Annotated in this window: 12 protein-coding genes; 4 read left to right on the plus strand and 8 right to left on the minus strand. The window is 71.4% G+C overall.

All coding sequences use genetic code 11. The annotated features are described in order from the left end of the window. Window positions 1-77: 77 nt before the first annotated feature. From IEQ44_RS14015 to IEQ44_RS14050, 8 genes are all read right to left on the minus strand, one after another. The gene (locus IEQ44_RS14015) at window positions 78-659 is read right to left on the minus strand and encodes a GNAT family N-acetyltransferase (RefSeq protein ID WP_193639094.1); all 582 of its coding nucleotides are present in this window, start codon (window positions 657-659) and stop codon (window positions 78-80) included. After that, window positions 656-1021, minus strand: coding sequence for a hypothetical protein (locus tag IEQ44_RS14020; protein WP_193639095.1), 366 nt, complete (start codon window positions 1019-1021; stop codon window positions 656-658). Before IEQ44_RS14020 ends, IEQ44_RS14015 begins: the two co-directional genes overlap by 4 nt. A gap of 65 nt (window positions 1022-1086) precedes the next feature. Continuing rightward, complete coding sequence (gene mnhG / locus IEQ44_RS14025) at window positions 1087-1455, minus strand: monovalent cation/H(+) antiporter subunit G (RefSeq protein ID WP_193639096.1); 369 nt, start codon at window positions 1453-1455, stop codon at window positions 1087-1089. Continuing rightward, complete coding sequence (locus IEQ44_RS14030; protein WP_193639097.1) at window positions 1452-1760, minus strand: MrpF/PhaF family protein; 309 nt, start codon at window positions 1758-1760, stop codon at window positions 1452-1454. The genes mnhG and IEQ44_RS14030 overlap by 4 nt, the downstream gene beginning before the upstream one ends. Beyond that, a complete protein-coding gene (locus IEQ44_RS14035) occupies window positions 1757-2332 on the minus strand; it encodes a Na+/H+ antiporter subunit E (protein ID WP_193639098.1) in 576 nt (191 codons plus the stop codon). Before IEQ44_RS14035 ends, IEQ44_RS14030 begins: the two co-directional genes overlap by 4 nt. Beyond that, entirely contained in the window at window positions 2329-4020 is a 1692-nt protein-coding gene (locus IEQ44_RS14040; RefSeq protein ID WP_193639099.1) for a Na+/H+ antiporter subunit D, read from the minus strand. The genes IEQ44_RS14035 and IEQ44_RS14040 overlap by 4 nt, the downstream gene beginning before the upstream one ends. Beyond that, entirely contained in the window at window positions 4017-4649 is a 633-nt protein-coding gene (locus tag IEQ44_RS14045; RefSeq protein WP_227487514.1) for a Na(+)/H(+) antiporter subunit C, read from the minus strand. Before IEQ44_RS14045 ends, IEQ44_RS14040 begins: the two co-directional genes overlap by 4 nt. Continuing rightward, entirely contained in the window at window positions 4646-7627 is a 2982-nt protein-coding gene (locus IEQ44_RS14050) for a Na+/H+ antiporter subunit A (protein WP_319804686.1), read from the minus strand. The genes IEQ44_RS14045 and IEQ44_RS14050 overlap by 4 nt, the downstream gene beginning before the upstream one ends. Between IEQ44_RS14050 and IEQ44_RS14055 the strand changes: the two genes are divergently transcribed. The 4 genes from IEQ44_RS14055 (at window position 7620) to IEQ44_RS14070 (ending at window position 12241) form a co-directional block, all read left to right on the plus strand. Beyond that, a complete protein-coding gene (locus IEQ44_RS14055) occupies window positions 7620-8957 on the plus strand; it encodes a M20/M25/M40 family metallo-hydrolase (protein ID WP_193639101.1) in 1338 nt (445 codons plus the stop codon). The two genes, IEQ44_RS14050 and IEQ44_RS14055, sit on opposite strands and share 8 nt — an antisense overlap. A 58-nt stretch (window positions 8958-9015) precedes the next feature. Then, complete coding sequence (locus tag IEQ44_RS14060; protein ID WP_193639102.1) at window positions 9016-10476, plus strand: MFS transporter; 1461 nt, start codon at window positions 9016-9018, stop codon at window positions 10474-10476. Between the two features lie 51 nt (window positions 10477-10527). After that, window positions 10528-11094: a DnaJ family domain-containing protein gene (locus IEQ44_RS14065; RefSeq protein WP_193639103.1), complete on the plus strand. Its 567-nt coding sequence runs from the start codon at window positions 10528-10530 to the stop codon at window positions 11092-11094. Window positions 11095-11164: 70 nt separating this feature from the next. Then, the gene (locus tag IEQ44_RS14070) at window positions 11165-12241 is read left to right on the plus strand and encodes an HpcH/HpaI aldolase/citrate lyase family protein (RefSeq protein ID WP_193639104.1); all 1077 of its coding nucleotides are present in this window, start codon (window positions 11165-11167) and stop codon (window positions 12239-12241) included. Window positions 12242-12244 lie beyond the last annotated feature (3 nt).

The following is a 12244-nucleotide window of genomic DNA, read 5'->3' on the forward strand; positions in this document are numbered from 1 at the left end:
CCGTCCCGCGACCACCCGTCCCGCCTCCACGCGCCACGACTCCGAGCGCAGTACCCACAGCCTGACCGCACCCGACCTCAGCCCAGTGCGGCCACGACCTCGTCCCACGCCACGCTGGGCGCGCGCGGAGCCTCCCGGCGCAACGTACTCATCCATCCGTCGACCAGCTGACCGCGCTGCAGCAGCAGGTCGGGCACGTAGACCGGCACCGGGAAGCCGTGGCGCCACACCGCCTTGGCGCTGCCCCAGTTGCCCACGTGCCCCTGCCACCGGACGAGCTGCCACCCCCACGCGTCCAGCGCCCGGCCGACCACCAGGCCGACCGCCTCCGTCATCACGCCGCGCCCCCGGAAGGCGGGATGGGTCACGAACCCCAGGTCTCCCGCCCCGCCGTCCACCGGCATGGCGCGCAGGTCGATCGTTCCGGCGTAGCGTCCCTCCACCTCGATGGCCCACGACGCGATCTCCGGCGAGGGCTCCAGAAGGCCCGCGAGGTACTCCTCCGCCATGTCCCGCGTGTAGCCCAGGGGGATCGTCGTCCACCGCTGGGTCTCCGCGTCGAGGCAACGCTCCAGCACCGCATCCAGGTCCGACTCCCGATGGGGCCGCAGCCGCACGAGCGTGCCCTGGAGCACCGGTACAGCCAGCGGAACGGTCACCACTCAGCCTCCGGCGTGACCACGACCCGGGTGCCGTCCCGCTCCGCCCGCTGCTCCGCCTGCGTACGGATCGTCGCCACCAACTCGTCGAGCGCGACCGCCGACGCCGCCCGCACGTCCAACCACGCGGTCACCACGGAGGCCACCGTGCCCCGGCCTCCGGGCGCCACCTCGACCCGCCCGAAGGAGGCGAGGCGTCCACCCAGACGTGCCTGCTTGTTGGCGGCCAGCACCGTCATCGCGAAGGTCAACAACGGGTCGTGCCGCTCCCCCAGCGGCGTGTCCGCGTCGTGGTCGACCTCTCCGGTGAAATCGAACCGGAAGGTTCGTCCCACGCCGGGCCGGTCGCTCGTCTGTTGCATGCGTCCAGCCAACCCGGCAAGCTCGCCGAGGTCAACGCGGGGGCGGCACGGGATCAGCAGCCCCGTCAGGGCGCCCCGCGCTGGTCCTCCCAGTTCTTCTGCTCGGCGGTGAGCTCGTCGAGCACCAGGAGGTCCTTGCGCAGGCGCCCGGTGCGGTAGTTGGCCCGGGCCACCATGTGGCTGGAGACCACGCTGGTGCCCATCTGCAGCAGCACCACGAAGAAGAGCATCGCCAGCACCGAGGGGTCACGCAGTCGCAGCGCGAGCCCGGAGACCACGAGCATCAGCCCGATGACCTGCGGCTTCGTGGCGGCGTGCATCCGGCTCAGCAGGTCGGGCAGGCGCACCACGCCGATCGCCGCGATCAGCGCGAAGACCGAGCCGGCCAGCAGCAGCACCGCGGAGGCGCCGTCCATCACGTCGACCCAGCTCATCGGCGCTCCACCCCCTCGTCGTCGCGCTCGTCGTCGCGGGTGTCGATGTCTTCGGCGCCGCTGGCGTAACGCGCGATCGAGACCGCACCGACGAAGCCGATCATCGCCAACGCGAGCAGCATGGGGATCGCCCACGACTCCTCGCGGTGGATCGCCTTGAGCGACACCGCGCAGACCATGACCGACATCAGCACGTCGAGCGCCATCGAGCGGTCCAGGATGGTCGGCCCGACGGTCATCCGCACCACGAGCAGCACCCCGGCCAGCACCAGCAACCCACCGGCCGCCACCAACACGTAGGTCATCGGGCCGCCTCCTCGGTCGCCAACGCCGTGCCCGGCTTCGGCTCGAAGGCGCGCAGGAAGCGGGCCTCGACCTCGAGCGCCGCCCGACGGAACGCGGCGGCCTCGTCCGGCGTGTCCACGTCGAGCACGTGCAGGTAGAGCGTGTGGGTGGAGCGACGGGCCTCGACGATGATCGAGCCCGGCACCAAGGTCAGCATGGCGCCGACGGCGGTGAGCACGAAGTCGGAGTTGGAGCGCAGGTCGACCGCAACCACCGCGTTGCGCACCGGGCGGCGACGCAGCACCACGACCGAGACCAGGATGCTGGCCTTCACGATGTCGTAGAGGAAGTGCGCCACCAGCCAGACCAGCGGCACCACGCGTACGCGGGCCCCGAGGTCGATGGGAGGCAGCGGGAAGGCGAGCGAGACCGCGACCGCGACCGCGACGCCGGCCAGGACGATGTTGGGCGTGATGCTGCCCCACAGACCCACCCAGAAGAGGGTCAACCACAGCAGTGACCACGGCTGCAGGGCGCGGTAGCGCACCGGCTTGACCTTGCCCCGGCGCGTGACCCTGACTTGAGGACTCATCGCTCGTCCTCCCCCAGGACCGCCTGCACGTAGGTGCGGCGCTCCACCAGGTCATGTCCGGCCCGGTCGGCGTAGGCGTACAGCGGCCCGGCCACGATGCTGAGCACCACGGAGACCGCGACGAGCGCGGACGCCGGACCCAGCATGCTCACGGGCAGGTGCCGGGTGTCCTCACCGGCCTCGATCAGCTGGTGGAAGTCACGCTCGTCGATGCCCGCGTCGGTCACTTGCTGCGCCTCGGCGATGCTGGCCGCCGGCACGACACCCTGCGGGGTGTGGAGGTGACCCCGGTGCTCGGTCGACCGGTTCACCCGCGTCATTGACGGCTGCGCGTCCAGCGCGTTGAGGTCGACGAGCGCCTGGTGGGCCTCCTCCGGCGTGCGCCAGAAGACGACCGCCCACGTCTTCGCGACCGCGTACAACGTCAGCAGGCTGGTGACCACCGCACCGGCCACCAGCGCCCACGCAAGCGGGGTGCCGAGGTCGATGGTCGCCTCCATGAGGCCGACCTTGCCGATGAACCCGGAGAAGGGCGGGATGCCCGCGAGGTTCATCGCCGGCACGAAGAAGAGCACCGCCAGCAGGGGCGCGATGCGGGCCAGGCCGCCGATGCGCAGCAACGACGTCGACCCGGCTCTCCGTTCGACCAGGCCCACCACGAGGAAGAGCGCCGTCTGCACGGTGATGTGGTGCACGACGTAGAAGATCGTGCCCGAGACGCCGGCCGTGCCCGCCACCGCGATGCCGAGCACCATGTAGCCGATGTGGCTGACGAGGGTGAACGACAACATACGTTTGATGTCGCTCTGCGCGATGGCGCCCAGGATGCCGACGACCATCGTCGTCAGCGCCACCCAGAGCAGCAGGTCGGTCAGGGGCGAGTCGGGGAAGACGACCATCTGCACCCGCAGGATCGCGTAGACACCCACCTTGGTCAGCAGGCCCGCGAAGACCGCGGTGACCGGAGCCGGAGCCGTGGGGTAGGAGTCGGGCAACCAGAACGAGAGCGGGAAGACGGCCGCCTTGATCGAGAAGGTCGTCAACAGCAGCAGCTGCACCATCAACGACACCGCCGGGTCCAGCTCGGCGAGGCGCTGCCCGAGGTGGGCCAGGGTCAGGGTGCCGGTGGCGGCGTAGGTGACGGCCAACGTGATGAGGAAGAGCATCGACGACAGCAGCGCCACGAGCACGTAGATCGTGCCCGCCCGGATGCGCGGACCCGTGCCACCCAGGGTGAGCAGCACGTAGGAGGCGAAGAGCAGCATCTCGAAGGAGACGAAGAGGTTGAAGAGGTCGCCGGCGAGGAAGGCGCTCGCGACGCCGGCCACCAGCACCAGGAAGGTGGGGTGGTAGACCGACAGCGGTGCCGACTCCTCGTCCTCGATCATGCCCTGACCGATCGAGTAGCCGAGGACCGCGAGGGTGACCACGGCACTCACCAGCAGCATCAGCGCCGCCAACCGGTCGGCCACCAGCACGATGCCGACCGTCTCGGGCCAGGCGCCGATCCACAACGTCTGCGGGCCCTGGGTGTCGGCCTGCCACATGAGCACGGCGGCCACCGACGCCATCGCGACCAGCACCGAGACGCTGAGCCACAGCTGGAGTCGCGGACGCTGGTAGAGCACGAGCGAGAGTCCGGCGCCCATGACCGGAAGGAGAACGGGGATCGGGACGAGCCAGTTCACTTCCGCTCTCCTTCCTGGTCGTCACGCTGCTTGGCCTGTCGCCGTTCCAGCGCGGCCTTCTCCTCGGCCCACTTAGCGGCGGCCGCACGCTCCTCGGCCCGCTCGGCGGCCTCCGCGGCCTCGGCCAGCTCCTCGACGGTGAAGTCGGAGGCCACCGCCACGACGTCCTCCTCCTCGGTGCTCTCGGCGCGGTAGGACTCCGACTCGACGTCCTTGCGGGCCATCGTGCGGATCAGCGCGTCCTCGACGTCGTCCTGCACGTCGTCGTGCCCGGTGAGCTGCCACGAGCGGTAGGCCATCGCGAGCACGAACGAGACGGTCGCGAGCATGATGACGATGGCGGTGAGCACCATCGCCTGGGGCAGCGGGTCGACGTAGGTGCCCTCGGTGCCCTCGACGATCGGCGCGCGACCGGCGGGTCCGCCGGCGACGAGGAACGCCAGGCTCACGCCGTTGCCCATCATCACCAGGCCCACCAGCACCCGGGAGAGGCTGCGCTCCAGCAACAGGTAGGCACCGCAGCCGATCAGGCCTGCGGCCACGGCCACCATCGTCAGGTTGACCTCGCCGGTCGCGGCGACGGTGCCGCCGCCGGGGTCGATGCTCGGGAGGAGGACGGGGAGTCTCATCGGGCCACCGCCTCGGTCGTCTGGGACTCGGCGGCCTCGGCGTCACGCTTCTCGCGCATCACCTGCCGGTCGATCTGCGAGCCGAGCCCGCGCAGCAGGTCGAGCACCAGGCCCAGGACGACCAGGTAGACACCGATGTCGAAGAGCGCCGAGGAGACCAGGTGCACGTTGCCCAGCACCGGCACCTCCACGTCGAGGATCGCCGACTCCAGGATCGTCCCGCCGAAGGCCACGGGCAGGAGCGCCGCCAGGGCCGCCAAGGCCAACCCGGCGCCGATCAGCTTGCCGGCGTCGACGGGGGCGGCCTCGTCCAGCTCGTAGCGGCCACCCGCGAGGTAGCGGATCACCAGCGCCAGTCCGGCGGTCAGGCCGCCGGCGAAGCCGCCACCGGGCGCGTTGTGCCCGGCGAAGAGCAGGTAGAGGCTGAGCACGATGATGCTGTGGAAGAGCAGGCGGGTGATGACCTCGAAGATGATCGACCGCTTCTCCGGCGCCAGGGTGCGGGGCGCGGGCAGCCAGACCCGCCGACCGGCGTCCGTGGCGTGCTTCTTCACCCCTTCGGGGAAGGGGATCTCGTGCACCCGACGGATGCCGGCGCCGCGCACGTCGAGGAAGATCAGGCTGGCCACGCCGGTGCCGGCGGCCACCAGCACCGCGATCTCACCGAGGGTGTCCCAGGCGCGGGTGTCGACCAGGACGACGTTGACGATGTTGTAGCCGCCGCCGTACTCCACCGCGAGACGCGGCAGGTCGAGCGAGACTGGGGTGTGGATGCGCGCGCTGGCTCCCACGAGGATGAAGCCGGCAGCGGCCAGGGCGACGGCGACCGCGAGGGCCATCCGCCAGTAGCGGCGGGCGCTCAGCGGACGGTCGGTGAAGTACTCCGGCATCCGTCGCAGGGCCAGCACGAAGACCACGACGGTGAGGGTCTCCACCAGGACCTGGGTGAGCGCCAGGTCGGGGGCGCCGTGCATCACGAAGAGGACCGCCGCGCCGAAGCCGGTGGCGCCCGCCAGGAGCACGGCGCGCAGACGGCGCCGCGAGCGGGTGGCCATGAAGGCTGCCAGCATGATGACCGCCCCGACCAGTGCCTGGAAGGGCGTGTCCCAAGCCTTCACCCGGATGGAGTCGAACGTGAGGAACAGCGTCGAACCGGGCACGACGACGACCACGACCAGGATGATGGCGAGGTAGGCCGCAGCCGAACCTCGCTGCACGACGGCCGTCAGCTCCACCGCGAAACGGTCCAGTCCCCGCATGCCGGCCCGGTAGCCCCGCTCCATGCTGAGGTCGAGCGCCAGCGCGCCCTGCAGGGTGGCGACCGGACGCCGCAGCAGGAAGAGCACGACACCGAGGGCGATCGCCACGCCGGTCGCCAGCAGCGGCAGCCCGACCCCGTGCCACAGGGAGAGCTCGGCGTGGTGCACGCCCTCGGGCAGCGACTCGACGTGGGGGGCGAACGCGGTGGTGAGGGTCGGTCCGGCGAAGCCGGCGGCGAGGCCGAGCACGCCGAGCAGGAGCGGGCCCGCGGCGAACCCCGCCGGGACGTCCACGTCGCGCAGCTCCTCGGCCACCTCGCGGTCGGCGAACGCGCCCCACACGAAGCGCAGCGAGTAGGCCACCGTCAGGATCGAGCCGAGCAGCACCCCGGCGAGCAGCAACCACCCGGCTGGGCCGTCGAGGCCGGTGCCGTCGCCGTACTCCGCGACGTCGACGAGCGCCACGAAGACGCTCTCCTTGGCGACGTAGCCCAGCAGGGGCGGGATGCCGGCCATCGACAGGGCGGCGAGCACCGACGCCGCGGCCACCCACGGCATCCGACGACTCAGGCCGGTCAGCTTGCGCAGGTCGCGCGTGCCCGTGGTGCGGTCGATGAGACCCACCACCAGGAAGAGCGTGGCCTTGAAGAGCGCGTGGGCGAGCACGAGGCCCAGCCCGGCCAGCATCGCCGAGCGCGTGCCGAGGCCCAGCACCAGCATCATGAAACCGAGCTGGCTCACGGTGCCGAAGGCCAGCAGCAGCTTGAGGTCGTGCTGGCGCAGCGCGCGCAGCCCGCCGAGCACCATCGTGAGCAGGCCGAGGCCGACCAGCACGCCGCGCCACCCGGGCACGTCGGCGAAGGCCGGAGCGAGGAGCGCCACCAGGTACACGCCGGCCTTCACCATCGAGGCGGCGTGGAGGTAGGCGCTCACCGGCGTCGGAGCCGCCATCGCGGCGGGCAGCCAGAAGTGGAAGGGAAAGAGGGCCGACTTCGAGATCGCGCCCACCAGGAGCAGCAGGACCGAGACGGTCACCAGGGTGCCCTCCGGCGGCGCCGCGAGGATCTCGCTGATGCGCATCGTGCCGGCCTCGTGGGCCAGCGCCAGGGCGCCGACCAGCATCGCGAGGCCACCGAGCGTGGTGACGATGAGTGCCTGGATGGCCGCCTGGCGCGAGGTGCGGCGGGTGGGGTCGTGACCCACCAGCAGGAAGGAGAAGACCGTGGTCAGCTCCCAGAAGACGTACATCAGCAGCAGGTCGTCAGCCAGGACGAGACCCAGCATGGCGGCCACGAAGGCCACCAGCACGCCGCCGAACCGGGGCACCCCGGCGCTGTCGTCGTGGAAGTACCAGGTGCAGTAGGCCAGCACGACCGCGCCGATCCCCAGGACGATCAGCCCGAGCAGCAGCTGCAGCGGACCCAGCGCGAACGACAGGCCCAAGCCGATCGACGGCACCCAGGAGACGACCTCGGTGTGCACCTGCCCGTCGACGACCGACGGCGTGAAGGTCGCCAACCAGACCGTCGCCGCGAGCGGCACCGCGGCCACCGGCAGGAACGCGCGCCGGCCCCATCGGAGAAGCATCCAGGGACTGATCGCCGCGAGCGCGAAGAGGGCGGCGATCACCAGGAGCAAGGGCAGACCTCTCGTGGGTGGCGGGCGCGGGTCGGCGTGGCAAAGACTACCGGTCCGGTGGGAGACTCCCCGCGTGAGCACCCCCGACGCCCTCGCCCCGGTCAGCAAGCTCCAGCGGCTGGTGCAGATCCCGACCGTCTCCGACCGCGACCCCGCGTCGGTCGACACCGAGCAGTTCGACCGTCTGCTGGCCGAGCTCGCCGACCTCTTCCCGCTGGTGCACAGCCGCCTGGAGCTCACCCGGGTGGGCACCCACGGCTTGCTGCTGCACTGGCGTGGGGCGTCGCAGGAGCGTCCGGTGGTGCTGATGGCGCACCTCGACGTGGTGCCGGTCGACGAGGACTCCACGTGGACCCACCCGGCCTTCGACGGCGTCATCAGCGACGGCTTCCTCTGGGGCCGCGGCACCCTCGACGACAAGGGCTGCGTGGTGGGCATCTGCGAGGCCGTCGAGCGGCTGCTGGCCACCGACTTCACCCCCGCCCAGGACGTCTGGCTCTCCTTCGGGGCGACCGAGGAGGTCTCCGGCCCCGACGCCGCCGAGGCCGTCGCGGTGCTGCGGGAGCGGGGCGTACGCCCGTGGTTCGTGCTCGACGAGGGCGGGGCCGTCGCGCACGACGCCTTCCCGGGGGTCGCGAAGCCGGTCGCCGTCATCGGCGTGGCCGAGAAGGGCACGACCTTCCTCCAGCTGCGCGCCGACGGCTCGGGCGGCCACTCCTCCACCCCGGCCCGCAACGGGCCCACGGCGCGCATCGCCCGGGCCATCACCCGGCTCGAGCGCCACCAGTTCTCCCCGCGCCTGCCCGCACCCACCGTCGAGCTCTTCACCCGGCTGGCGCCCCACGCCCGCGGCCCGCTCAGGCCGCTGCTCGCCCGGGCCGCCCAGCTGCAGCCGGTGCTGGCGCGCGCCCTGGTGGCCGCCGGTCACGAGCCTGCCGCACTGGCCCGCACGACCATCGCGGTGACCACTCTGTCGGGGTCGCCGGCGCTGAACGTGATCGCCTCGACCGCCAAGGCGGGGGTCAACCTGCGGATCATGCCGGGCGAGAGCGTCGCGGAGGCGACCGAGCACGTGCGCCGCGCCGTGCACGACGACCACGTGCACGTCGACATGCTGGAGGCGGGCGAGCCCAGCCCCGTCTCCCCCTACCTCGACGACCCGGCGTTCGCGCTGCTCGAGCAGGTGGTGGCCGAGGTCTTCCCCGACGCCGTGACGTCGCCCTACGTGCAGAACGGCGCGACCGACAGCCGCACCTTCACCGAGATCTGCGAGCGGGTCTACCGCTTCGCGCCCTTCCGGATGACGAAGGCCCAGCGCGACTCGATCCACGCCCACGACGAGCGCATCGGCGTGGCCGACCTGGATGCCGGCGTCGAGTGGTACGCCCGGCTGCTGCGCGCACTCACCTGACGCGACACTCGCGCGGCGTTCCGCACCGCCGGGCCCGGGGACGGGGTAGAACTTGCCCATGAGCGTGCCCATGAAGAAGCAGACGGTGCAGGGGCTGGTGGCCGTCGTCGGCTTCCTCGCCGCGGTGGAGTTCGCCAGCGGCATGCTGCAGGGGTTCTACACCCCGATCTTCACGCAGATCGCCGACCACCTGTCGATCAGCGACGGCGACCTCAACTGGTTCGAGGCGGCCCAGCTCATCGTCTCGGCGCTCTGCGTGCCGTTGCTGGCGCGGATGGCCGACCTCATCGGCCACAAGCAGGTGTTGCTGCTCTCCACCGTGGTGACCGCGATCGGGTCGTGGATCATCGTCTTCGCGCCCTCCTTCACGACGTTCCTCGTCGGTTGGGCGCTGCAGGGTGCCTACGTGGTGTGGCTGCCGATCGAGGTCGCGATGGTCTACCGCATGACGGCCGGCACGGGCCGCCAAGGCCTGCTGACCCGGCGCTCTGCCGCCATCCTGGTGGGGGTGCTGGAGACCAGCGTGATCGTGGCCGCCCTGACCAGCGGTGCCCTGGTCGAGCAGCTCTCGATGCCGGCCCTGCTGAGCATCCCGGCCGTGGTGGTCACGCTCTGCGGCCTGCTCATCTGGTTCGGGATCGCCGACCTGCCCCCCACCTCGACGGGCCGGTTGGACGTGCGCGGCTTCGCGCTCGTGACCTCGTCGCTGGCGCTGGTGATGGCCGGCCTGATCGCGGTCCGTCTCGAGGGGCCCGCCTCCCCGATCGCCTGGTTGCTGATCGTGGCCGGCCTGCTCCTGCTGGTGCCGCTGACCCGCCACTCGGCACGGCTGGCGGAGCCGTTGGTCGACGTACGCCTCCTCGCCTCGCCCCAGCAGTGGCCGCTGCAGCTGACCGCCTTTCTGTTCGGCTTCTCGGTGCTCGGGGCCCAGATCCCGCTGTCGACCTTCGCCCAGACACCGAAGGACCTGGGCTACGGCCTGGGCGTCGACAGCCAACAGGTCTCCTACCTGATCGCGGTCTACGTGCTCTCGATGGCAGCGGGCGCCTTCAGCCTGCCGCTGTGGTCGCGGTGGCTGGGCGCGCGCAACGCGTTGGTCTTCGGCGCCGGGTTGGTGGGTGTCGGGTACGCCCTCTGGCTGCCGCTGCACGACACCGTCGCGCAGGCGATGGTCAACATGGCGCTCGCGGGTGTGGGCTCGGGCCTGCTGGTCGCCGCGCTGCCCGCCGCCGCTGCGGCCGCCGCGCCGCCCGAGCGCACGGGGTTCGCGACCGGCATGACCAACGCGACCAAGACCGTCGGTGGCGCGATCGCGTCGTCGATCTTCGCCATCGCGCTGGCGGCGACCGGGTCGATCGAGGACGCCCAGGCGGGGCACGCCTCGTTGGAGGGGTACATGACGGTCTGGGCCATCTGCTCCGTCGCCGGCTTCGTCGCAGCCGGCCTGCTGCTGCTCGCCCCGAAGGACGTGTTCGAGGGCGCCGGCGCCGAGGACGCGATGCCGGTGGTCACCGGCTGACGGCTTCCGAGCGCGTGAATGGGTTCGCGCCGCGACGTATCGTCGAGGGGGATGGCACGTAGCCCTGAGCGCCGACCCCGTGAGCCGGAGCGCGACGACCGCACCGGCTCCTCGGCCGCGGCTGCCCGGATCCAGCACCAGACCCAGTGGGTCGAGCAGCAGATCCGCCGCGCGCAGGAGCGCGGGGCGTTCGACAACCTGCCCGGCATGGGCAAGCCCCTCGAGGGCCTCGGCACCGAGCACGACCCGAACTGGTGGCTGAAGAAGCTCGTCGAGCGCGAGCAGGTCACCGGCGTGCTCCCGCCGGCCCTCCAGCTGCGCAAGGACGACGCCGAGCTCGACGACCGCCTCGACGCGATCACCGACGAGGCGCGAGTGCGAGTTGCGGTCGAGGAGTTCAACGCGGCGGTGCGGCGGGCGATCTACACCCCTCCCGTCGGCAACCAGCCCGCGTTCCCCGTCGTGACCCGGCAGCGCGACGTCGACGCGGAGGTCGAGCGGTGGCACGCGCGGCGTACGGCCCGGATCGAGGCCCAACGTGCCGCCCTCGCGCGGCGAGCGTCGTCGCCGCCCCCGGCGCGTCGGTGGTGGCGGCGAGGTCGGGGTCCGACGGACTGACCTGACGCGAGGGGTCCACGGTGGGGTGGGTCATACCTGCCGGTAGGGATCCGCTGTTATGTTCCGGCGCATGCGCACTGCCAAGGACTTCTTCGCCCCGCTCGCCGTCGGCGCCCCCGCGCCGGTCCGCGAGATCCCCGCGCGCCCCAGCCGCGCGATCCACTTCTTCGACCCCGGCAACCCCAAGATGGCTGCCAAGGTCCCGGACATGGTCGGCACCGTCGACGTGCTCCTGGGCAACCTCGAGGATGCGGTCAAGGCCGAGAACAAGGAGATCGCCCGCGAGGGTCTCGTGAAGATCGGCCAGGAGGTCGACTTCGGTCCCACCCAGTTCTGGACCCGCATCAACTCGCTCGACAGCCCCTGGGTGCTCGACGACCTCACCACCCTCGTGCCCGCGATCGGCGACAAGCTCGACGTCATCATGGTGCCGAAGGTGCAGGGCGCCGAGGACATCCACTACGTCGACCGTCTCCTCGCCCAGCTCGAGGCCAAGGCCGGCATCACGAAGCCGATCCTCATCCACGCGATCCTCGAGACCGCCCGCGGCGTCGCCAACATCGAGGAGATCTGCGCCGCCAGCCCGCGCATGCAGGGCCTCTCGCTCGGCCCGGCCGACCTGGCCGCCGACCGTCGCATGAAGACCACCCGCGTCGGTGGCGGCCACCCCGGCTACCTGGTCCGCCAGGATCCCGAGCGCGGCGCCGACGGTGTCCCGCTCTACGACGGCGAGCGCACCACCTACCAGCAGGACCTGTGGCACTACACGATCGCCCGCATGGTCGACGCCTGCGCCATGCACGGCATCTACCCCTACTACGGCCCCTTCGGCGACATCAAGGACACCGTCGCCTGTGAGGACCAGTTCCGCAATGCCTTCCTGCTGGGCTGCGTCGGCGCCTGGTCGCTGCACCCGGTGCAGATCAAGATCGCCAACAAGGTCTTCTCGCCGTCGGTGGAGGACGTCAAGCACGCCCGCCGCGTCATCGCCGCCATGGGCGACGGCACCGGCGCGGTCATGCTCGACGGCAAGATGGAGGACGACGCCTCCGTGAAGCAGTGCAAGGTGATGGTCGCGCTGGCCGAGGAGCTCGCGGCGATCGACCCCGACCTGAAGGCCAAGTACGACGCGATCGTCGTGGACTGAGAG

The organism is Nocardioides malaquae (assembly GCF_015070385.1).
Classification (GTDB): Bacteria; Actinomycetota; Actinomycetes; order Propionibacteriales; family Nocardioidaceae; genus Nocardioides; species Nocardioides malaquae.